12 protein-coding genes are annotated in these 22,803 nt (G+C 57.0%); 5 read left to right on the top strand and 7 right to left on the bottom strand.

Going from position 1 to position 22,803, the window contains the following annotated elements; all coding sequences use genetic code 11:
• The first annotated feature begins 5 nt into the window (after positions 1 to 5).
• Together FE782_RS19855 and FE782_RS19860 are read left to right on the top strand one after the other, a co-directional pair.
• Positions 6 to 6,551, top strand: coding sequence for a glycoside hydrolase family 78 protein (locus FE782_RS19855; RefSeq protein WP_138195984.1), 6,546 nt, complete (start codon positions 6 to 8; stop codon positions 6,549 to 6,551).
• A gap of 240 nt (positions 6,552 to 6,791) precedes the next feature.
• Positions 6,792 to 8,189, top strand: a complete 1,398-nt coding sequence (locus FE782_RS19860; protein WP_138195985.1) for a sulfatase family protein — start codon at positions 6,792 to 6,794, stop codon at positions 8,187 to 8,189.
• Between the two features lie 113 nt (positions 8,190 to 8,302).
• Here FE782_RS19860 and FE782_RS19865 read toward each other — a convergent pair whose 3' ends face one another.
• Positions 8,303 to 9,499 carry a glycosyltransferase family 4 protein gene (locus FE782_RS19865; RefSeq protein WP_138195986.1) on the bottom strand — a complete coding sequence of 399 codons (1,197 nt, stop codon included), beginning with the start codon at positions 9,497 to 9,499 and terminating at the stop codon, positions 8,303 to 8,305.
• Positions 9,500 to 9,578: 79 nt separating this feature from the next.
• On the opposite strand from FE782_RS19865, the gene uvrB reads away from it, so the two are divergent.
• The 3 genes from uvrB to FE782_RS19880 all read left to right on the top strand — a co-directional run bounded on the left by uvrB (position 9,579) and on the right by FE782_RS19880 (position 14,983).
• On the top strand, positions 9,579 to 11,576 hold the full coding sequence (uvrB, locus tag FE782_RS19870; protein ID WP_138195987.1) for an excinuclease ABC subunit UvrB: 1,998 nt from the start codon (positions 9,579 to 9,581) through the stop codon (positions 11,574 to 11,576).
• Between the two features lie 37 nt (positions 11,577 to 11,613).
• Positions 11,614 to 14,514, top strand: coding sequence for an excinuclease ABC subunit UvrA (uvrA, locus tag FE782_RS19875; protein WP_138195988.1), 2,901 nt, complete (start codon positions 11,614 to 11,616; stop codon positions 14,512 to 14,514).
• Between the two features lie 130 nt (positions 14,515 to 14,644).
• Positions 14,645 to 14,983, top strand: a complete 339-nt coding sequence (locus FE782_RS19880; protein ID WP_138195989.1) for a hypothetical protein — start codon at positions 14,645 to 14,647, stop codon at positions 14,981 to 14,983.
• Positions 14,984 to 15,047: 64 nt separating this feature from the next.
• Here the strand turns inward: FE782_RS19880 and FE782_RS19885 are convergent, their stop codons facing one another.
• The 6 genes from FE782_RS19885 to FE782_RS19910 form a co-directional block, all read right to left on the bottom strand.
• Positions 15,048 to 15,920 carry a hypothetical protein gene (locus tag FE782_RS19885; RefSeq protein ID WP_138195990.1) on the bottom strand — a complete coding sequence of 291 codons (873 nt, stop codon included), beginning with the start codon at positions 15,918 to 15,920 and terminating at the stop codon, positions 15,048 to 15,050.
• A gap of 104 nt (positions 15,921 to 16,024) precedes the next feature.
• Positions 16,025 to 16,912, bottom strand: coding sequence for a carbohydrate ABC transporter permease (locus FE782_RS19890; RefSeq protein ID WP_138195991.1), 888 nt, complete (start codon positions 16,910 to 16,912; stop codon positions 16,025 to 16,027).
• Entirely contained in the window at positions 16,902 to 17,780 is an 879-nt protein-coding gene (locus tag FE782_RS19895; protein ID WP_138195992.1) for a carbohydrate ABC transporter permease, read from the bottom strand. Before FE782_RS19895 ends, FE782_RS19890 begins: the two co-directional genes overlap by 11 nt.
• A gap of 99 nt (positions 17,781 to 17,879) precedes the next feature.
• The gene (locus FE782_RS19900) at positions 17,880 to 19,190 is read right to left on the bottom strand and encodes an ABC transporter substrate-binding protein (RefSeq protein ID WP_138195993.1); all 1,311 of its coding nucleotides are present in this window, start codon (positions 19,188 to 19,190) and stop codon (positions 17,880 to 17,882) included.
• A 161-nt stretch (positions 19,191 to 19,351) separates the two neighbouring features.
• Positions 19,352 to 20,818, bottom strand: a complete 1,467-nt coding sequence (locus tag FE782_RS19905; RefSeq protein WP_158299473.1) for a helix-turn-helix domain-containing protein — start codon at positions 20,816 to 20,818, stop codon at positions 19,352 to 19,354.
• Positions 20,808 to 22,583 carry a sensor histidine kinase gene (locus tag FE782_RS19910; RefSeq protein ID WP_238392577.1) on the bottom strand — a complete coding sequence of 592 codons (1,776 nt, stop codon included), beginning with the start codon at positions 22,581 to 22,583 and terminating at the stop codon, positions 20,808 to 20,810. The genes FE782_RS19905 and FE782_RS19910 overlap by 11 nt, the downstream gene beginning before the upstream one ends.
• Positions 22,584 to 22,803 lie beyond the last annotated feature (220 nt).

Consider the following 22,803-nt stretch of genomic DNA (forward strand, 5'->3'; position numbering starts at 1 on the left):
ACGGTATGGGTAGAAAACCAAGTAATAAATTACTTAGTTCCCTTCTGATATTCAGTTTCCTAATCTCCTTAGTCCCGTCCATCGACGTTCCTGAGGCAGAGGCAGCATTACTTCCTGAGTTGGATGCGCCATATTTAGATCCACCTGGTCTTGCGCCGAACATGCAAAAGTTAATTATCGAAGTAGAAAATCCAGAACAACCCTTTCCTTATGCGGAATTTACTCAGCTCAATAACCGAAACTTTAATGTCAACTACGGGCCAGGGGAGCAAGAGGTAAATTATGTTAGTGATGCTAGTGCAACTTATGATTACCCGGAGGCGTTTCGGAAACCGTTTGTTTTGCCAATGGGGCCATACAAACCAACAGACTCATTTTTAGACTTATCTGGTAACCCTTATCCTACTGATCAAGTTACCGGGGTTATCCCGAGAGTTAGCAAACCTTCTTACCGGACTGGTTCTGCATATACAGGTCATGGACTACCATCCGTCTCATCAGATGGACAGACAGTTACGGTGGATGTAACTGTAGGAGGTCCTAATTTTTCCGCGAATAATCCTTTTAGCAACGAAGAGGCTATTGTAACCTCAACAGGGAAAATAAAAAGAGCAGTTAGATACGAAATCCCAATGGACATTGTATGGTATGGGGAGATCCATCAAACAAAAACGCTCAACGCGTCTACGGCGGATAATACTCTCACAGTAGGGCAGACGTCCAATTCGACGGTAACGGTAACTACGACGGGGTATCAGCCGAGCAGTGGACCGGTGGACGTGAACAACAACTCTGCGACGACAACGTGGAGTAGCGACAATAGCACTGTTGCTTCGGTGGACCCAGCAAGCGGTAAAATCACAGGGAAAAGCGCAGGTACTGCAAACATCACGGTGACTTGGAGAAGGAACGGGACGGCCGATGGAAAGGACTTTCAGATTTATCGCACCTTCAGCGTTTTCGTCGCGGGAGGGGGAGGTACCCCCACGGACCCTCCGCCAGTTGCAGACATTACCGGGGACTTCGATATTCTGCCTTCGACGATCAACTACCGCGATCCCTTCGGTCTAAAACCAAAGAACATCGTTGGAACAAACGGATGTACATATGTCTCTCACGAATACCGGTTTGAAGGCAAGGGGACACTTCCGCCAGTTTCCGGCCAGAATACTACCTCCACTTATAACTACGGGAGCTACCCTTTCGCTATTGGGGTTGGATCGCATCAAATATCTATCAAAATAAAAGGAACGACCTGTGAAAGCGGTTGGATCGCGACGAAGACGCTCACGATTCTCGGGCCGGCCGCAAACAATCCGCCATTCTTTAAGCTCGGGTGGTTTGCCAACGGGGATTGGACAAGTAAGTCGAACGTCATCCGAATCATTCAGGGCTCACACATGATGGTCCGCATCATTGAGACGCCTGACACAATTCCGCCTTCGCCGAGCGATCCGGATGGGGACAGCTTTTCCATCACAGGGTGGGACTTCTCAAACAACGCATGGACGGAGTCTCTCCCAGGGAAGTATGGGTATCAGCCGCTCGACGACCATCTAAGCGGGATTGTGATGGACATGCCGGGCACTCATACCGTCCGCGCGACGATGACGGACCAGTTCGGGGCCCAGTTTACGGCGAGCGCGACGATCGAGGTTATTCCTCCGAATCCGGTAGCCGTCATTACGGGACCGTCTCAGGTAAAGGAAGGACGGCCGCTGCCGTCGCCGTTCAGCTCGGCAAGCAGCTACTCGCCTGTCGGACGGACGATCGACCATTCGAGGGACGAGTGGACGAATCTAAAAAGCTCCTATAAAACGCCTGGAACCGAGATCATTCAGCTGCACGTTTACGATAGCGGGGGATTGAAATCGCTGCAGCCGGCTCTTCATACGCTTACCGTCATTCCGGATAAGCCGCCGATAGGGAAGCTGAATGTCCCTCCCCTCGATGTGCGAGGAAACACGGTCTCGATCCAGAACCAATCGTACTCCGAGGATGGCGATGTCATCGCCTCTATGACGTACAGAATGAAATATGACGCAAACAATAACGGCTTCGCAGATGACGCTTGGACGGCGATGACCGGAGACTTGTCCGGATTTTCGTTTGTGCCGAATCGGGTCGGCAAGTACTTGTTTGAAGCTAGGGCCTGCGAGGATTATGGGAAATGTGGAGATACTTCCTCGCAATCGGTATCAAGCCTCACTCTGGACGTCGTGAACCGGGAGCCCGAGGTTTCATTCGAGGTCATCGGAGAGAATAACCAACCGGATCCGAATCCGCCGATCCCACTGAAGACCGATGCAATCCTGAGTTCGTGGAATTTGTACGAGACGAATTCATTGAAGGGCATTCCGAATCGTTCGGGATGGGGATTGCGTGATGGTGCACTATACGCGGGCTTTGGTAGGAACACGGAGTACCAATATCCGTGGGATATGGAGTATTGTGTTTACGGGTCTTGTACGACATGGTCCGCATCGGTATGGCCCGATGGGGGCTTTGGGGCGAACGGAAAATCAGCCTACCGAGCCATGGCAGGAGCTCCGACGACGTCGGGTTTTATCTTAGGGGAGTACAATTCTTCGGGAAAGATTGTTACCAATCAGACCCCTACTGCAGGAACGAAGAAAACGCCTTTGGAGTTCCGAACACTACTTCGTTCGAACCCTAAGTATATCTTCCTCGACGCCATTGTTGATCAAAACGTGGAAAATGAAAGAAAATACGGCTTGCTAGCACTTAACAAGAGTAAGATACCGAATGTCAGTTCGAACACTGTCTATAATGGAGGTTTCCTTGAACTCGTGTTCGACTGGGACCAAAATCCGTATGATTTCGCTATAAAAATAGCGGATTACGTCCCAACATACACTCATTATTTTTATAATAGCTGGTCTTGGTATCAAAACTCATCTAAAGCTATGGCGGGTGACTATTCGGGGGCAACATCATCCTCAACAATGCCGATGACACTTGTGGAATTTTTGGGGTATGAGGTAACCGGAGAAACGATCTACCAAGCATCGGTCTGGAGTCACCCGGCGCTTAGTTACGAAACCACAGACCATAATGGGGATACTGTGTATAAACCGTATGGAGGAGGCACGTGGCTATATATCCAGACGTTTGATGCATTTACGGGGCAACTCATAGCAAACGTAAGGCACCCATTTACCTCCGAGACGGTGCAAAATTTTAAACGTCAAAAATCGTACCGTACTTATAATTACGATCAAAAGTTTAATTTATTTACTACCGGGGACACACTTAATTTGGTCGGTCTTACCCGTTATCTTTCGTTCCCCCTTACGTCAGGACCCAAGCTAGTCGGATACAAGATCGACAGGAACGGCAATATTGTGTATCAACGCACCGAAGCGAATGCCTTCAATGACTACTATAGAACAGTTGTAGGCAGCACAGTGACATCGTGTCAATGGGAGGACAGAGCGTACGATTTATGGCGCGGAGAAGACGGAAGCTTCTACACGTACATGGTCTACCAATGTTCTAAAACGGGACAAGAGGTTAACGACAAGAGATATACCATCGATCCAAAACAAGGCGTTCACTTGGTCAAGTTTAATCCGGATTTCACTGTGGCGTGGAAGGCAAAGCTGCGCGGCCTGAACGGTGTTACATTCAATATGATGGACCCCAACACTGTCCCGATCCTATCGTATAACCCGATCACGAGACAGCTCGTCACACGCTCTTTTACGCGGGATTACGCGGTATGGGCTACTTTCTCATATACGAACGTTTATGACGTCGTGGACATGGACACAGGGACGGTCCATCCATGGACGGGACCGATTCCCAATAACGACGACCCGACCTATCATATCGACCCATATGGAAACTATGGGGCCGGTAAAGGGACATTCACGAGTGATGGAGTCTTTGTGTCGAATGAGAAGACGTATCCGGGTTATGGTTATCGACAAAAAGCATACGTCAATGGGATGACCACGATCGAAACGACGAAACTTGGGTTTAGTCAGTATTTTGGCGACGGCATCATGGTGAACTACTGGCACGCAAGCAACGCCGCGAGTTCAAGCAATGGGGGCGTATGGAAATATCTTTGGATCGCAAAAGGCGCTCCATCGACAGCGCCCAACGTGTACAATCCGACAGTTCTCGGCCAGTACGTGTCGCCGGACTCGTACACCGATGCGGAACTGAATTTCACCCTGCAATTGCACAGTGCGACCATGGATTCGGAACTTGCAGGGTTTTCGTTTCGTATGCAAGATCCGCGGAACCGTTACGCCCTAGAAACGAATGGGAGTACTATGTACCTTAGCAAGTATGTCGGAGGTACTCGCGCCGTATTACAAAGTGTTACCTGGACCTTTATCGACAACAACAATTACAACTTCAAGGTAAAAATGTCCGGGAGCAAGTTAAACGTATATGTAAACGGCGTGCCGGTCTTTTTGGATGTGGAAGACAAGCAATTCGCAAGCGGGGCCGTCGGACCGTTTTCGAATAAGTCTTTCGTTTCGTTCTCGAGTGTATCCGTCAAAGGCATCCAAGACCAGTCGTACAAGCTTACGGGTTATGCGATCTGGGAGCCGGAGCTCGGTTATGCAAAGGTGGAGTACAACAATATAACCTTTATGGATCCTGAAAACGACCCCCGCTCGGGAACCTACAGCTGGAAGTATAAGCATGAGCCGAAATTCATGAACCATCAAGGCGTTTCGGCACGGCACAACCAAACGTTTAATGACGCCGTACTTACCTTTGATAAGGTAGGGCAGTACACGATTGACCTGGCGGCCTACGACGATCCGCATCCGAATTACCCATATCCAAGCAGCGTGTTCGGGGGATACCGGAAGAAGTCGAATCCGTTCTCGCAGAGCATGATCGTGCATCGACGACCGATCGCTCAAGCGACCGTATTGCAAAATCCGACGACCGGCATTGTTAGCTGGTCCCAAACGGAGAACAGCTACGATCCCGATCGCTGGGTAAATGCTTCAAGCTATTCCGCGCCGGATACGCCGGGGATGAACTATGCGGTGGATAAGGGGATCAAAAATCAACGATTCTTTTACGTGACGCCGAGCGGATCCGTGGTAGAAGGGCAGTTAACGCATCCGGAAGAGCTTGGGACATATGGGGTCTATTATCAGGTTATGGACGAGTATGGAGCATGGTCTGAGCTATGGGAAGGCAACGTCGGTGTGACCGTCATTCCGACAAATAAACCGCCTGTAGCAACGATGACGTATCCTTCGGGAATACAGACTTCCCCGACCATGGAGACGTCGAGACGACCGGTACTACGGTGGAATCAAACGGACGAGGATTCCGGAACGGTATTTACCCGATTCCAGATTCAAGTGACGAACGAGGCGAATACGGTAACGGTGTTGGATTCCGGAGAGCTGGCACAACATACGACGAACGCTGCCGGGGCGTGGATTTCGACGTCGGATTTGCCGACTGGCCGGAAGCTGCGCGTCCGCGTCCGGGTGCATGACGGAACGGAATGGTCCGCGTGGTCCGCGCAGACATGGATCTTTATCAACAATGCGCCCGCCGCGAGCTTGACGTACCCGACGGGTACGCAAGCAAGCCCGACGGTGTCGTCGACGCCAAGACCGATCGTTCGATGGACGCAGACAGATCCGGATCCGGGAACCGTGTTCGAGTTTTTCGAAGTGGAGATCTCCAACGAAGCGAACAATCTCATGCATGCGGATTCGGGTCAAACCTATCAGAGCACCTCGTCGGCGAACGGCAGTTGGCTGGTCGATACGGATTTGCCGCTCGGCGAGAAGCTCCGCACCCGCGTCAGGGTGTTCGACGGCATCGAATGGTCTTCATGGTCCGAGATTCGATGGCTCCTCGTGAATCGGTCGCCGGTCGCTGACTTCACCTGGACGCCTGCGGCCGTCTACGAGAACGACGATCTGAATCTAGTGAATGCTTCGTCGGACCCCGACGGAGATGCGCTCACGTATGTATGGACGATTACGAGGCCGGACGGAACGACGTTGAGCGGGGCTACGACCGACATTACGTTGCCCGGCGCGATGCAGGGAATCTATACGGTCCGGCTCCGAGCGACCGACCCGCACGGCGCCTTCGGCGAGCGAACGAAGACGATTTTGGTTCAGGACCTTACGATCGCGGGTCAGGTTTCGCATACGGCGGAATGGGAGACGTATCGCCAAACGCATAACGCGAAATTCCCGGATCGCCCCCGGGCGATCACGGATTTCTGGGCGGGAGAGGCGCTCGTGCTGAGTGCGACCGTGACGAATACGGGGCCGAGCTCGACGAAGCCGATTTCGGTCGTCGCGGAGCTGACGGCGACGGGGGATACGAAGGCGTTAACCGGCGGGGACCGCGTCAATTTCGCGGGAACGATGGTCGAATCGGATCACGCCGCGACATTAACCGACGGGCCGTACGTCATGCGGTTTACGGTCACTTGGTCGAACGGGCATGTAGAGACGGACGATGTTCCGTTCAATATTATAGGCAACATATTCGACGCGATCGTATACCAACAGAGACTGTAAAATACGAAAGTCGTGCAGGGATGGAGAACCTGGCACGGCTTTTTGTTGTTTGCGAAGAACCGCGCTGGCTTGAGTCAATGGAGAAAAACAAACTAATTAACTGCATCAACGACGCGCAATTATGCTACCATTATGGAATCTACCTTGCCGATTCTCTGCGTATATCAGTTACTTCAATAGTATTTCGTCAGGGGCGCTCTAATCGGCTCTGTGAAAGGTTGAGAAGGAGAATTCCAAGTCATGAAGAGACCGAACATTTTACTTATTTATACCGATCAACAGCGATGGGATGCGTTAGGCGCAAACGGAAACCCGGAAATTTATACGCCGAATCTGGATCGGTTAGCGGCTAAAGGCGTAAATATGACTCATTATTTTGTGCAAAATCCAATTTGTATGCCTAGTCGCATTAGCTTCTTAAGCGGTCAATATCCGTCGACGCTCGGCATCACGCATATGGCGGTTCCCGTTCCCGAGAACGTCGTGACGCTGCCGAAGCTGGTGAAAAACTATGGCTACGTAACAGGGAACATTGGAAAGCTGCACTTCCTGCCGCATTCCAACCGGGATCATCGCGACATCCATCCGAGCTATGGCTTCGATCACTTGGAGATTTCGGACGAACCGGGTTGTTACGAGGACGCCTATCGGGCATGGGTGCGAGCGAAAGTTCCCGACCAACTGGAGCATCTGAGTTTGGGCCTCCCGCCGGCGACGGAGGATTGGTACCGGATCATGGGGGTGAAGGACGAGATCGTGCATCCCGAGCGGGAGCCGAAACATGCCGTGGCGTTCCCCGGGCGGGACGACGTGACGCATTCGGCCTTCGTGGCCGAGCAAACCGAGGCGTTCCTTGAGCAGCATAGGGACGATACCTGGATGTGCATAGCAGGCTTCTACTCGCCGCATACGCCTTGGGTGGCGCCGCAGCGTTTCTTGGATATGTATGACCCTGAGAAGCTGTCGCTGCCCGATTACCCTCCTCATATTGACCGGTTGCGCACCGATACGCACTTCTCGGATCGGGAGCTTCGATCGGTCAAGCAGGGATACTATGCGATGGTCAGCGAGGTCGATTATTACGTCGGCAAGCTGATGGATCGGCTGGAAGCGCTTGGCATCGCAGACAATACCATTGTGGTCTTTACGTCCGATCACGGCGAGTATCTGGGCGATCATCTTCGTTATCAGAAAGGTTACCCAGGCGAGGACTGTATAAGTCGCGTGCCTTGCATCGTGCGTTGGCCGAGAGGGATTGCAGAGCCGGGCCGTATATTCGACGGTCTCGTGGAAGCGGTGGATGTGTTGCCGACGTTGTTAGAATGTGCGGGCATCCCGGTCCCGCAGGAGTTGCAAGGAACGTCGTTCCGCAAGCTGCTGCGAAATGAGCCGTTCGACGGCAAGCCGGAGGCGCTCATGGAGTTCGGGGGCTGGAAGAGCATCCGGACGCGGAATCACCGTTACCTTTGCGAGGCGGACGGGAAGGAGGCGCTGTTCGACTTGCGCACGGACCCGATGCAGTACTTCAACCTTGCGGACGAATCGGAGCACCGAGAGTTGCTTCATGCGATGCGGAAGCGAATGCTCGTTAGGATGTTGCAGGTGGAACAGCCTCTCCGTCGGACGTGGGTGTATTAACGGGAATGCACCTTCGATAAAACAAGGAAAACAGCTAATCCCAATGATGGGGGTTAGCTGTTTTGCATGAAATCAATCCTCGTCATCCTCGAGTTCGAAGAAGAATATAGAGATCAGCGATCGTACGGAAAAGGAGCCCGTACCGGCTTCGGTGTCGCTGAAGCATTCCCCACCGCAGGAGAGATCGGCACGCCCTCTCGGCCAAACCTGCGGCCTCGCGGCGGCGGGTCCGCCGCGGGAAGCGGGGCGTACCGCGCATCGCGCAGCAGCAACCGCTTATACGCGGCCGCCATCCGCTCCGCGGTGAGCGGCGCTGCGTAATTCCTCGCGCGCTGCACGGCCTCGCGGACGACGTCGACCGGGTCGCGCTGAAACCGGCTGATACACGCGGCGATCTCGTCCGGCCGGGAAGGGTCGAATGCGTAAGGGTAGTCCGGCCCGACGATTTCGAGCATGCCCCCTTGGCTGCCGACGAGGGGCGGAACCCCGGCGCGGAGCGCCTCCAACGCGACGTAGCCGAACGGCTCCCAGCGGGAAGGGACGACGAGCGCGTCGAGCGAACGGAGGAACGCCGCTTTGTCGGCGTCGCCCGTAACGCGGCCGAGCCATGTGACGCGATCCTTCAGCTCGAGCCGCTCGATGTCGTCCCGCATGGCCCGGAGCAACTCCGGGTCCTCGTCGCCGCAGGCGATGCGCAAGCGGCCGTCGACGTCAGCGAAGGCGCGGACGAGCTCGCGCAGCCCCTTGCGTTCGTCGGCTCGGCCGAGAAAGCCGAACGTGCGCCTGTCCGCGTCGAGACGGAGCGGAAAATTCCCGAACGCGGAGAAGCCGTTGGGGATGACGGTCGTTTTCCGCTCGAGGTCGGGGTATATCAGCAGCAGCTTCCCGCGTTCCGCGTCGGAGACGCAGACGATCCGTTCCGCGGCGTCGCACAATCGTTCGAACGCCCGGGCGATGCCGAGGTTGCCCCCATACGGATCGAGCAAGCTCCAGGGCTCGGTCGTTGGCACGGAATGGACGACGAACGCGAGCGGGCGTCCCTTCAGGAACGAGTCATCGGCCAAGTAAGCGAGCCCGTAATAATGAAAGACGGCGACGTCGAATTCGAGACGGTTGAGGATATCCATATCATAGAATCCGGCATAGACGAGATTCGAGTCCATGGCGGGTTCCGTCGGGGGTTCGGGGACGAGGCAGACGCAGCCGACGTTCGGGTCCGGGACCCGGAGCAGCTCGTCTATATAGGTTCCAACGCCGCCGACGGAGCGGGAACCGAGCTCGACGGTAAAATGGAGTATAGTACCACGCAAACAGGTTTGCACCCCCACCGACACAATGGTATAATGACAAAAATGGGAACAAATATTCTCTTACTGGTCTGGTGATCGAATGCGCGGGATAAATCCAATAGATAAGAAATTCGAGCTCGTATCGGAATTTTCGCCGCAGGGCGATCAGCCGAAAGCGATCGAGCAGCTGGTCGAAGGCGTTCTCGCCGGGAAAAAGTACCAGACGCTCCTCGGCGCCACCGGCACCGGGAAGACGTTCACGATCGCGCACACGATCGCGCGGCTGAACCGGCCGACGCTCGTCATGGCGCACAACAAGACGCTCGCGGCGCAGCTGTGCAGCGAGTTCAAGGAGTTTTTCCCGAACAACGCCGTGGAATACTTCGTCAGCTATTACGATTATTATCAACCGGAAGCGTACGTACCCGCAAGCGATACATTCATCGAGAAGGACGCCAGCACGAACGAGGAGATCGACAAGCTGCGTCACTCCGCGACCAGCGCCTTGTTCGAACGCCGCGACGTCATTATCGTTGCGAGCGTTTCTTGCATTTACGGCCTCGGTTCCCCGAACGAGTACGGCGATCTCGTATTGAGCCTGCGCGTCGGGACGGAGCGGTCGAGGAACGAAATCTTACACAAGCTGGTCGACATTCAATATCAACGGAACGACTTCAACTTCGCCCGCGGCACGTTCCGCGTGCGAGGCGACGTCGTGGAAATTTTCCCCGCGTCGACGCACGAGAAGGCGATTCGCGTCGAGCTGTTCGGCGACGAGATCGAGCGCATTACCGAGATCGATGTGTTGACGGGCGAGATCGTAGGAGAGCGGGAGCATGTAGCGATCTACCCGGCCTCCCACTTCGTGACGCACGAGGAATCGATGAAGCGGGCGCTCGTCAACATCGAGCAGGAGCTCGAAGAACGGCTGGCGGAGCTTCGCGGTCAAGGGAAGCTGCTGGAGGCGCAGCGCCTCGAGCAGCGGACGAGATACGATTTGGAGATGATGCGCGAGGTCGGCTTCTGCTCCGGCATTGAGAACTACTCGGGTCCGATGACGTTCCGGCCGCGGGGCGCGACGCCGTACACGCTGTTCGACTACTTCCCGGACGACTTGTTGATCATCATGGACGAGTCGCACGTCTCGGTGCCGCAGGTGCGAAGCATGTACAACGGCGACCGGGCCCGCAAGGAAGTGCTCGTCGATCACGGCTTCCGTCTTCCGTCGGCGCTGGATAACCGTCCGCTGAAGTTCGAGGAGTTCGAGGAGAAGATCAAGCAGGTCATCTTCGTTTCGGCGACGCCGGGACCTTACGAGCTGGAACACTGCCCGACGGTCGTCGAACAGATCATCCGTCCGACGGGTCTCATCGATCCGGTCATCGAGGTGCGACCGACGAAGGGGCAGATCGACGACTTGATCGGCGAAATCCGGGAGCGGATCGCGAAGGACGAGCGCGTGCTCGTAACGACGCTCACGAAGAAGATGTCCGAGGATTTAACGGACTATATGAAAGAGATCGGCATCAAGGTACGATACCTGCATTCGGACATCAAGACGCTCGAGCGGATGCAGATTTTGCGGGACTTGCGCCTCGGCGTGTTCCACGTCCTCATCGGGATCAACCTGCTGCGGGAAGGCCTCGACTTGCCGGAAGTGTCGCTGGTCGCGATTCTCGATGCCGATAAGGAAGGCTTCCTTCGCGCGGAGCGGTCGCTCATTCAGACGATCGGCCGGGCTGCGCGGAACGCGGACGGACGCGTCATCATGTACGGCGACAAGATTACCGACTCGATGGCGAAGGCGATGCAGGAGACGGAACGCCGTCGAACGAGGCAGCTTGCGCACAACGAAGCGCACGGCATTACGCCGCAGACGATCCGCAAGAAGGTGCGCGACGTCATCGAAGCGACGAAGGTAGCGGAGTCGAAGGCGAATTACCTCGCGGACGTCAAGACGGAGAAGATGTCGAAGAAGGACCGCGAGCAGGTGATCGAGCGCCTCGAGCAAGAGATGAAGCAAGCGGCGAAGGATCTGCAGTTCGAACGAGCGGCGGAGCTGCGCGACGCAATTTTAGAATTGAAGGCGCAAGGGTAACGCCGGCGCGGGATCCGAGGAGGAGAGAAACAGGAAGATGGCTCATGAAAATATTGTGATTAAAGGCGCGCGAGCGCACAATCTGAAAAATATCGACGTGACGATCCCGCGGGACAAATTCGTCGTGCTGACGGGATTGAGCGGATCCGGCAAGTCGTCGCTCGCATTCGATACGATTTACGCGGAAGGACAGCGGCGCTATGTGGAGTCGTTGTCCGCGTACGCGCGGCAGTTCCTCGGCAATATGGATAAACCGGACGTCGACTCGATCGAAGGTCTGTCGCCGGCGATCTCCATCGACCAGAAGACGACGAGCCGCAACCCGCGTTCGACGGTCGGCACCGTCACGGAGATCTACGATTATTTGCGGCTCATGTTCGCTAGAATCGGCCGGCCGCATTGCCCGACGCACGGCATCGAAATTTCGTCGCAGACGGTCGAGCAGATGGTCGACCGCATCATGGAATACCCGGAGCGGACGAAGCTGCAAATCTTGGCGCCGATGATCAGCGGCAAGAAGGGCGAACACGTCAAGGTATTCGAAGACATCCGGAAGCAAGGCTTCGTTCGCGTGCGCGTCAACGGCGAGATGCGCGAGGTGACGGAAGAGTTCGCGCTCGAGAAGACGAAGAAGCACACGATCGAGGTCGTCGTCGACCGGATCGTCGTGAAGGACGACGTCCAAGCGCGTCTTGCGGACTCGCTCGAGACGGCGCTTAAGCTGTCGGAGGGCAAGGTGCTCGTCGACGTGCTGGACACGAAGGAAGAGCTGTTGTTCTCTTCGAACCTCGCTTGTCCGGAGTGCGGATTCAGCATGGACGAGCTGGCGCCGCGCATGTTTTCGTTCAACAGCCCTTTCGGGGCGTGCCCGGAATGCGACGGCCTCGGCGCGAAGATGATCGTGGACCCGGATTTGCTCTGCCCGGATCAGTCCAAGACGATCGTCGACGGCGCCTTCGAGGCTTGGGCGGGCAGCACGTCCAATTATTATCCGCAATTCCTGGCCGCGGTGTGCGAGCACTACAATATTTCGGCGGACGTTCCGGTATGCGAATTGAGCAAGGAGCAGATGAAGGTGCTGATGTACGGCACCGGCGGGGAGCGCGTCCGGTTCCGTTACGACAACGACTTCGGCGTCACTCGCGAAGCGTACGTGGCGTTCGAAGGCATCGTGCCGAACTTGGAGCGACGCTATCGCGAGACGGCGTCCGACGGCATCCGCGAATACATCGAGCAGTATATGAGCGCGAAGCCTTGCGGCTCTTGCAAAGGCCAACGGTTGAAGCCGGAAATTCTCGCCGTGACGGTCGGCGACCGGAACATCGCGCACGTCACGAGCTTGTCGATCAACGAGGCGATGCAATACGTCGACAATCTTAACTTGTCGGAGAAAGAGCGTACGATCGCGCAGCTCGTCTTGAAGGAGATTCGCTCGCGTCTCGGGTTCCTCAACAACGTCGGTCTCGATTATTTGACGTTGAGCCGGTCGGCGGGCACGTTGTCCGGCGGCGAGGCGCAGCGGATCCGATTGGCGACGCAGATCGGTTCGAGCTTGATGGGCGTCCTCTATATTCTCGACGAGCCGAGCATCGGGCTGCATCAGCGGGATAATGACCGCTTGATCCGAACGCTGGAGCATATGCGCGATCTCGGGAATACGTTGATCGTCGTCGAACACGACGAGGATACGATGATGGCGGCCGACTACATCATCGACATCGGTCCGGGCGCCGGCATTCACGGCGGACGCATCATCGCCGAAGGCACGCCGCAGGAGATCATGAAGGACGACAACTCGCTGACGGGTCAATATTTGAGCGGCAAGAAGTTCATTCCGGTGCCGGAGAAGCGCAGAGAGCCGAACGGCAAGTGGCTCGAGATTAAGGGCGCGAAGGAAAACAATCTGAAGGGCGTCAACGTGAAAATTCCGCTCGGCGTGTTCACGGCCGTCACCGGCGTATCCGGCAGCGGCAAGAGTACGCTCGTGAACGAAATTCTCTATAAGACGTTGGCGCGCGATTTGAACGGCGCGAGAACGCGGCCGGGCGCCTACAAGGAGTTTAAGGGACTCGAGCATATCGACAAGGTCATCGACATCGACCAGTCCCCGATCGGGCGCACGCCGCGTTCGAACCCGGCGACGTACACGGGCGTCTTCGACGACATCCGCGACGTCTTCGCCGTGACGAACGAAGCGAAGATTCGCGGCTACAAGAAGGGCCGCTTCAGCTTCAACATTAAGGGCGGCCGCTGCGAAGCGTGCAAAGGGGACGGTATCATCAAGATCGAGATGCACTTCCTTCCTGACGTCTACGTGCCTTGCGAAATTTGCAAAGGGCAGCGGTATAACCGGGAGACGCTCGAGATTAAGTGGAAGGGCAAGTCGATCGCGGACATTCTCGATATGACGATCGAAGACAGCTGCGAATTTTTCGCGAACGTGCCGAAGATTCAGCGCAAGGTGCAGACGCTGCTCGACGTCGGTCTCGGGTACATGAAGCTCGGCCAACCGGCGACGACGTTGTCCGGCGGCGAAGCGCAGCGCGTAAAGCTGGCGTCCGAGCTGCATCGTCGCAGCACGGGCCGCACGATGTACATTCTCGACGAGCCGACGACCGGTCTGCACATCCACGATATCGCCCGCTTGCTCGAGGTTCTGCATCGTCTCGTCGACTCCGGCGAATCGGTGCTCGTCATCGAGCATAACCTCGACGTGATCAAGACGGCCGATTGGCTCATCGATCTCGGGCCGGAGGGCGGCAGCGGCGGCGGTACGATCGTCGGGACGGGAACGCCGGAGGATCTGTGCCAAGTGCCTGCCTCGTACACGGGCAAATACTTGAAGCCGGTGCTGGAGCGCGATCGCGCCCGGACCGAGGCCGCGGCCGAGCCGCAAGCCGAAAAGAAAAAACGGAAACCGCAAAACGCGGCCGTATAAACGAATGTAAAGGACTCCCACTCCTTGCGCAGCCGATACCGGCGCGAGGCGTTGGGAGTTTTTGCTTTGCACGAAATTTCGCCAAGTGGGAAATCTAGGTGTACCACATGTTTTTGGAGGTCCGACCCTCATGGAAAAGCAAACCTACTACGTCTCGGTGCAGGCCAAGACGATTACGGAGCATCGCGGCGACGCGGCGTACGAGCTGGAAATCGAAGCGACGCCGGCGGAGGTGCACCGGCTGTACGAGCTGTTCGAATCGGAAACGGAAACCGATCTGAACAACTGGATCCGCATGCATTCCCCGAAAATCATCGAAGAGGAGCTCGTGTCGCATGCGTTCGTAGATCAACACCTAACGGAAGTGTATAGGTTGTTGTACAAGCTGGGCACGTCGAAGACGAAATCGCATATCCAATCGATGAACGTCCTGCAGGGGCTGCAAAACGGATATACCGACGACTTTTAGCATACAAAAAACGAAAAAGCACGCTTGCGGCGAGGAGCCGGAGGCGTGCTTTTTCGTAAAAGCATTAAGCGGAGACGTCTGCCGTCGAGGTTGTCGGCGCAGCCGCGTCCGACGGAGCGGTCGCACCTTGCTTCATTCCTCCGCCGAAGCCGCGGCCGCCATGCCCGTCTGGCCCGCGATCGCCGCGAGACCACCCGTTGTTGACCATGTCCGTCGCTCGATCGACGATCTCGGCTTTCCGCGCGTCATACTGATCCTGCGTGATCGTGCCCGCGGCGAGCGCGCCGTCCAGCTTCTCCGTCATGCGCTTCGCCTGCAGATCGATGACGGCTTGCACGTCGACGCCTTGTTCGCCGGCGATGTCGGCTAGCGTCTTCCCTTCGCGAAGCGCCGCTTGGAGCTCCGATTCCGTCAAGCCGAGCAGCGACTGAAGTTCGGATGTGACGGAAGACATCCACCCCTTACCGCCGCCGCCGCGATGTCCTTCTTTGCCTCCGAAGAAGGCGTCCGTCCGGTCGAGCAGCTGCTCCGCGGCTTTGGCGGCATCGAGCGCTTGCAGCGGGGAGTCGGCGTCGGCTTCGGCGATCGCCGACTCGATCAGCGCAGTCAGCTTCGCCGTCAAGTCGGCCCGGGAGATGCCTTGCGCTTCGGCGATCGCCGCCAACGTCTGCGTCTGCAGCTTCTCTCGCAGCGTCGCCGCGTCCAGCGACAGGTACGTCGCCAGATCGTCTTGGATGGCATCGAGCCCGAAGAAGCCGCGGGCGCCTCCGCGGAACGCACGGTCACCCGTCGCGGAGGTGCTTTCGGCGACGGATGCCGCCGCGGCGCTATCGTCCGGCAGCGCCGCCGCCTCCGCCTGCAAGTTCGCGAAGGCGATGCCGCCGATCGCGAGCGAGAACGCGAGAGCGCTCGCCGTCATCATTTTCATTCGGTTCATAAATATTACCGCCCTTCGATGGAGGTTGTCTTGCGCCTTACAACCCCTATCTTAGACCGTCAACCTGAAGGCGCCTTGAGCGCGGACTGAAGATTCGCTGAAAATTACCCCTTGATCCCCGTCATCGCGATCCCCTCGATGACGTACTTCTGCGTAAATAAATACGCGATCAGCGCCGGCACGAGCGCGATGGTGGAGCCGGCCATCATAAGCGTCCAGTCCGTGATATACAACCCCTTGAACATGTTCAGCATGAGCGGCACGGTGAACAAGTTCGGCGAGCTAAGGAAGATGACCGGGTGGAAGAAGTTGTTCCACATGTACAAGAACGTGAAGATGCCGAGCGCCGACAGCGACGGCTTGATCAGCGGCAGCATGATGCGAAAGAAAATCGTCGGCAGGCTCGCGCCGTCCACGATCGCCGCTTCTTCCAGATCGTTCGGGATCGTCTTGAAGAACTGGCGGAGCAGGAACACGCCGAACGCGCTGAACAGTGCCGGAGGCACGATGAGCGAAAGGTGGGTATCCAGCCAGCCGATCTCTTTCATAATGAGGTACAAGGGAATGATCGTGACTTGCTCGGGAACCATGAGCATGGCGACGAACAAAATGAACAGCGTGTCGCGGAACGGGAACCGCACCTTCGCGAACGCGAAAGCGGCCAAAGCGCAGGTGAACAGCTGCAGCAGCACGACGAGCAAGGACATGTAGATGCTGTTGAAGTACGCTCTCCCGAACGGCAGCGCCTGCAGCGACCGCTCGAAGTTCGTCCAGACGAACGGGTCGGGAATCCATTTGGGCGGGATCAGGAAAATCTGCGATATGTCCTTCAGCGAGCTGCTGATCATCCAGAACAACGGCAAGATCATAAGGCAAGAGCCCAAGATCAAGACGAGGTGAAGCGCGACGTCTCCGAACGAGAAGCGGGGCCGCCTCCGTACGGTGACAGCCGCGCGGCGGCCGATCGCCGCCTCCGTAACATTACCCTTCATAATGGACCCACCGCCTCGAGATGCGCATCTGAATCAACGTCAGCACAAGAATGATGAGGAACATTAACACCGCGGACGCGGAGCTTCGACCGAAGGAGAAGTCTTGGAACGCGTAATCGTACAGGTGGAACACGAGCACCCGGCTGGCGTTGCCCGGGCCGCCGCCGGTCATGACGAGAATCTGATCGAACACCTTGAACGAATTAATGATCGCGATAATCGTAACGAAGAAGGTCGTCGGCGACAGCAGGGGCAGCGTAATGCTGCGGAATTGCTGTAACCGGCTGGCGCCGTCGATCTCCGCGGCCTCGAAATACGAACGCGAGATGCCCTGAAGTCCGGCCAAGAAGATGACCATATTGAAGCCGATGCCGAGCCACACGCTTAAGAGGGAAATCGACGGGATGACGTAGTTCGGATCGGTGAGCCAACGCGGGCCGGCGACGCCGAACAACTGCTTGATATACGTGTTCACGATGCCGAAATCCGGATTGAGCAGCCACATGAAGACGATGGCGACGGCGACGGTGCCCGTGACGGTAGGCATGAAATAGACGACGCGGTAGAACGTCTTCCCGGCCACGCGATTCAGCGCCAGCGCGACGAGCAGGCCGATCACGATTTGGCTCGGTACGGTAAGAACGCTGTACCATAACGTGTTTTTCAGCGCGATCCCTAGGTCCGTATCGGTCAGCATATACGCGAAGTTATCGAGTCCGATGAATTGGCGGGCGCCGAACCCGTCCCACTTCATCGTGCTAAGGACGAATACGAACACGAGGGGCAGCAGCGAAAAGAGAAGCATGCCGGCGAATTGCGGTAGAATGAAGACGAACCCCCAGATCGCGTCCGAACGGCGTTTACTCATGAGTTCCTCCTCCTCCTCTCTCGACTCAACTTCAACCCTGATGGGAAGGAAAAGAAGGCGGGGCGCAGGCCGCGCGCCGCCTTCTTAGCCGGCGACCGATTACTTGCTCGACCGGTATTCCGCGATTTTCTTCGCCGCCGCGGACGCGACATTGTCTAAGCCCGCGTCGAACCCGACGTCGGTGAGCCACAGCTCCTCGAACTTGGTTTGTACCTCGCTCGCGAGGCCCGGCACCGCCGCTTCTTCGTTCCAAAGCGCATAGCCGACTTCCCGCGCGTCCAGGAAGTACTGCGCGTGCGCCGGGTCGTTGCCCTCGAGCACGAGATCGTCGACGCCGACGATGGACGGAACCGCGTTGCCGCCGCCTTGCAAGCGGAACGTCTGGCCTTCCTTGTTCACGAACTCGGACATGAACACCCAGGCCGCGTCGCGGTCCTTCGTATTCGCGTTCATAACCATGTAGGCGGTCGGGATGCCCGCCGGCTCGATTTTATTGCCCGTATTGGTCGGATACGGGACGACGTCGTATTGCAGCGCATCGTTCTTGCTGAACACGGGAAGCATCCAGCGGCCTGCGCCTAAGAACCCGAGCTGATTCGACATGAACATGGCGTCGCCGCCTTGTCCCTTCGGCAGGGAGCCCGCGAACGTGAACCCGCCGGACTTGATGTTGTCATACAAGAAGCGCATCGCTTCTTTGCCCTTCGCATCGGTGTTGAGGATAAAGTTGCCTTCCTTGTCGTAGACGCTGCCGCCGTTCGAGGTGACCCAGCTATAGTACGGCGCCCACCAGGAGTCGATGACGAAGCCGTATTTGCCGGCGCCTTTAATTTTGTCGGTCATCGCTTGGAACGCGTCCCAATTCCATTGGCCTTGCTCGTACAGCGTCGCAGGGTCCTCGGAGATCCCCGCGTCGAGCAGCACCTGCTTGTTGTACCAGAGCAGCATCGGGTTGCAGTCGACCGTCAGCCCCCAGATTTCGCTGCCGAGCTTCGCCGCGCCGTACAGCCCGTCGACGAGCTCGTTCGGACCGAGGGCGCTGCCTTCCTTTTCCATATATGAATTGAGTTGAACGACCGACTTGTTGGCGATTAATTGCGAGACGAGACCGTCCCCGGAGTAAAAGACGTCCGGCGCCGTATTGCCGCTCAACTGCGTTAATATCTTCTGATCGTAGCCGTCGTTCGGGATCGGGATGAGCTCCGCCTGGATGTTCTTATGACGCTTGTTGAACTCCGCCGTAAATTCCTGGAAGCGCGTCAACTCTCCCGGGTTGCCCCAAGTCGACCAGGTGATTTTCACGACCTCGCCTCCGGCTCCGCCTCCGGCCGTAGAGCTGCTGGAGCACGCTTGAAGCAGGAGAGAGGCGCCGAGCACGCTTGCGGCCAACAGTTTCATTTTCCCTTTCATATGAAGCCCCCGTTTCCTAAGAATTTTGAAAAGGCTTGCAAAACTCATATTAGCAAGCGCTCGGAAGCGGCGCATCGGGAAATGTTTTCGAAAAGGTGTGTTTTGTTACGGTCTTCGATGAAAGAAATGAAAGCGCTTTAATTTTATTTCGTTAATCAATTTCACCGTCCCGAGTATTCGGAAGGGGGTTTGCCGGTGTACTTACGGAACTGCTTGCTGAAGTGTTTGACGTCGTTGAAGCCGCACCGCTCCGCGATTTCGTACACCCGCAATCGTCCCTCGCGCAGCAGCTCCTTGGCCTTGGCCATCCGGGTCATCGTGACGTAATCGATGAACGTCAGACCGGTGTGCCTCCGGAACTGGTCGCTGAAGTAATTGCGGCTGAGCGAGACGTGATTCGCGACGTCCGCCAAGCAAAGATCCTCGGAATAGCGTTCATGGATGTACAGAATAGCCTTCTGCACCCACCCCGTCCGGTCGCGCTCTCCGCCGTCGATGCGGCCCCGCAACGCGTCGAATCGTTCGAACACGCGCATCTTGAGCGTCGAGAGATCGGGGCAATCGTCCAGCCACGCATCGATCTCTCCTAGCGGCGCGGGTTCGCCTTGAAATAGACGGACCAGCTGTTTCGCCTCGTCGACGACGTCCGCGCGGCGCCAGTGGGAACCCCAATCGCCTGCGACCTTCACAAGCTGTTCGTGGGCTTTCTCCATAAATCCGTCCGACAAGAACTTCTTAAGACAATGCATGGTTTCGAAAAATCGCTGCCCGTCGCGGCCGCCGACGCTGCGCTTGGACGAATACGACACGATCTGGTTCGGGCCGACGAAGAAGCGCCGTTCCGCCGCCTCCAGCGCTTGCGCGTACGCGGCTAAGAACGAAGCTTCGGGCGCCGTCGAGGACTGAAGGAGCGATAATCCGATCGAGAGCGGGACGTCCCGTTCGGACAAGGCGCGCTGGATGTCCGCGAACGGCAGCTCGATCGGTCGTCCGCCGGACGATTCGGGGATATAGCAGACGAGCTGGTCCTTCCCGTGTCTCGCGGCATGCCCTTCCGGGAAGCAAGCGTAGAACCGATTGCGCGCCGACTCGAGGGCGTTGTCCGCTTCGCCGTTGCAGTCGGCGGGTTCGAAGAGCAGCACTGCGACCGAATAGGCCGGGGCATCCGCCGCGAAAGGCTGCGATTCCCACGGCGTAATTCGTTCGAGCGCCTTCGTCAGCGCCTGCTCCTTCCCCGCGCGCGTCTCGGCGACGAGCTGCTCGCGAAGCGAGACGAGCGTTCGTTCGAGAAGCGGAGACTCCAACCGGACCTTCAGCAAGTATTCGGAGACGCCGATGCGCATCGCTTGGCGGGCGTAATCGAATTCGTTGTGGCAGCTTAAGAGGACGATCTTCGTTCGAGGGAATCGTTCCTTCGAGATGCGGGCGAATTCGAGGCCGTCCATGACCGGCATGGCGATATCCGTAATGACGATATGCGCATCGATTTCCTCCATGAGCTGCAGCGCCTTCCGGCCGTCGGACGCTTCCCCTACGACGCGGAAGCCGTTCCGGTCCCAATCGTACATGCTGAGCAGTCCGGCTCTCGCCATCGGCTCGTCGTCGACGATCAATACGTTAAACGACATAACGTTCCTCCTTCGGTACGCTCTTGTGAAGACGAATCGTAACGGTCGTGCCTTCCCCGGGGACGCTTCGAATGTCCAGGCCGCAGTCGGACCCGTAGAACAGTCGGATGGCTTGATGAGCATGAAACAAGCCGATCTTCGTCATGCCCCTCGCGGACGTGGACTGCTCCGACAGCAGCCCGCCGAGACGTTCCGGTTCGATGCCGACCCCGTCGTCCGCGATGCGAATGACGACGTACGCGCCGTCCTCGGCGACGTCCAGCTCGATCGCGCCCGGGCCGTCTTTGGGAGCGATGCCGTGGAAGACGGCGTTTTCCACGATCGGCTGAAGCAGCATTCTAGGGATCATTATCGACTGCAGGTACCCGGGACAACGGATTCGCAGTTCCAGGCGGCGGTCGAAGTACCGATATTGTTGAATGACCATATACTTTTCCAATAAATCCAACTCCTCGCCGAGCGGCACGAAGGTGCCGTTGCGCTCGATGCTAGCCTCGAGCAGCGGGATGAGGTTGGCGATCGATCGGTTGACGTCTTCCATTCGGTTGAAGCGGGCGAGATGGCGTACCGTATTTAGCGTGTTGTAGAGGAAGTGAGGGTTAATCTGGTAGCGCATGGCCCGAATTTCGGCCTTCTTCTTCTCGGCCTGCTCGGTCTTCATCTCCTTCATGAGCAGGGCGATCTGTTCGAGCATGCGGTCGAAGCTGCGTCCGAGCTTGCCGATCTCGTCGCGCGACGTGAAGCCGCTGCGGACGCGCAGGTCGCCCGAAGCGCCTCGCTGCATGAGACGGCTGAGCTGAATGAGCGGCCGACCGACGCGGAACGTGACGAGCGCGCCCATCGATAGCGCGAAGAGGACGGAGCAGACCAGAATCATAAGCGTCAGGCTGCGGATCTGGTTGGAGCCTTCGTTCAGCTCCTCGATCGGGACGACGCCGGTCACGTACCAGCCGTTCATGAGTCGGTCGGGAAGGAGCAGCGTCTCTTGGCCGTTATGTTGAACGTAGTAGTCGTTGGAGGAGAGGGTGAAGGCCGAAGGCTCGCCGTATGCCCCACGGGGCTCGTATACGTATCGGTTCTGTTGGTCGACGATGAACGTATACCCCGTCTCGCCGAAGGTGACGTTGTTCAACTGCTGCGTCAGGTGCGTCGCGCGCACTTCGATGAAGAGGACGCCGATGACGTCGCCGGTTTCCTGGCTTTTGATCGCGCGGCCCATGCCGAAGACCGGAATGCCGATGTCCGCGCGGCGCAAGAAGGACTCGCGCTGAATGCCGAACCAGACGGGCAGTCCGTCGGCTTCGACGATTCGGTCGTACCAGGGGGTGTCCCACAGCCCGTTCAATACGACGCTGGAGCCAAGAATATTGTTCTTACGCTGGTGATCGAGGATGAAAATGTCCATGATCTCGGTAGAATTCATATGGATCAAATATAACAAGTCTATGGCGTCGCTGTTCACTTGCATATAGTCGTAAGGCGGGGCCGATCCCGGGTCGATCGTCATCGCTTTCTGAATGACGGGGTTGCCGAGCACGAAGAGGGAGGTATCTTCGAGGTCCTTCAGCATCAGGTTCAGCTTATTGCTGACTTGCGTGATCGTCAGCGAGGCGACGTTCCCGACTTGATCCTTAACGAGTTTCGAGGATTGATGATAGCTGAGGTATCCGCCGATGGCGACCGGCACGATCATGCCGATCGAGATGAGAAGGAACAGCTGGCCCGCGATGGAGCGAAAAAACGTCGGCCACGTAAATCTTGCCAATGACACCGCCTCCATTCCAATCCATGGGAACTGCTTGGCACTATTATCTATGGGGGGCGCCCCGAAACGCAATACCGAATCGGGGAAAGGGTCAAACGTGACAAATTGGTTACAGTCGCGAACTGCGACTTGCGTTCCGAGTCGTCCGCTAGTAACATAGGGATGATAAGCATGAATGTAGGCTAGAATAGGGAACGAATAGTACAGAAACGGCGGAAAC

It is taken from the genome of Paenibacillus antri (assembly GCF_005765165.1).
Taxonomy (GTDB): domain Bacteria; phylum Bacillota; class Bacilli; order Paenibacillales; family YIM-B00363; genus Paenibacillus_AE; species Paenibacillus_AE antri.

Excerpts from the sequence above, each read along its gene's own strand:
- FE782_RS19855 (WP_138195984.1), top strand. The coding sequence starts at position 6 with ATGGGTAGAAAACCAAGTAATAAATTACTTAGTTCCCTTCTGATATTC.
- FE782_RS19885 (WP_138195990.1), bottom strand. The coding sequence starts at position 15,920 with ATGAACCGAATGAAAATGATGACGGCGAGCGCTCTCGCGTTCTCGCTC.
- FE782_RS19860 (WP_138195985.1), top strand. The coding sequence starts at position 6,792 with ATGAAGAGACCGAACATTTTACTTATTTATACCGATCAACAGCGATGG.
- FE782_RS19900 (WP_138195993.1), bottom strand. The coding sequence starts at position 19,190 with ATGAAAGGGAAAATGAAACTGTTGGCCGCAAGCGTGCTCGGCGCCTCT.
- FE782_RS19890 (WP_138195991.1), bottom strand. The coding sequence starts at position 16,912 with ATGAAGGGTAATGTTACGGAGGCGGCGATCGGCCGCCGCGCGGCTGTC.
- FE782_RS19895 (WP_138195992.1), bottom strand. The coding sequence starts at position 17,780 with ATGAGTAAACGCCGTTCGGACGCGATCTGGGGGTTCGTCTTCATTCTA.
- uvrB (WP_138195987.1), top strand. The coding sequence starts at position 9,579 with ATGCGCGGGATAAATCCAATAGATAAGAAATTCGAGCTCGTATCGGAA.
- FE782_RS19880 (WP_138195989.1), top strand. The coding sequence starts at position 14,645 with ATGGAAAAGCAAACCTACTACGTCTCGGTGCAGGCCAAGACGATTACG.
- uvrA (WP_138195988.1), top strand. The coding sequence starts at position 11,614 with ATGGCTCATGAAAATATTGTGATTAAAGGCGCGCGAGCGCACAATCTG.
- FE782_RS19905 (WP_158299473.1), bottom strand. The coding sequence starts at position 20,818 with ATGTCGTTTAACGTATTGATCGTCGACGACGAGCCGATGGCGAGAGCC.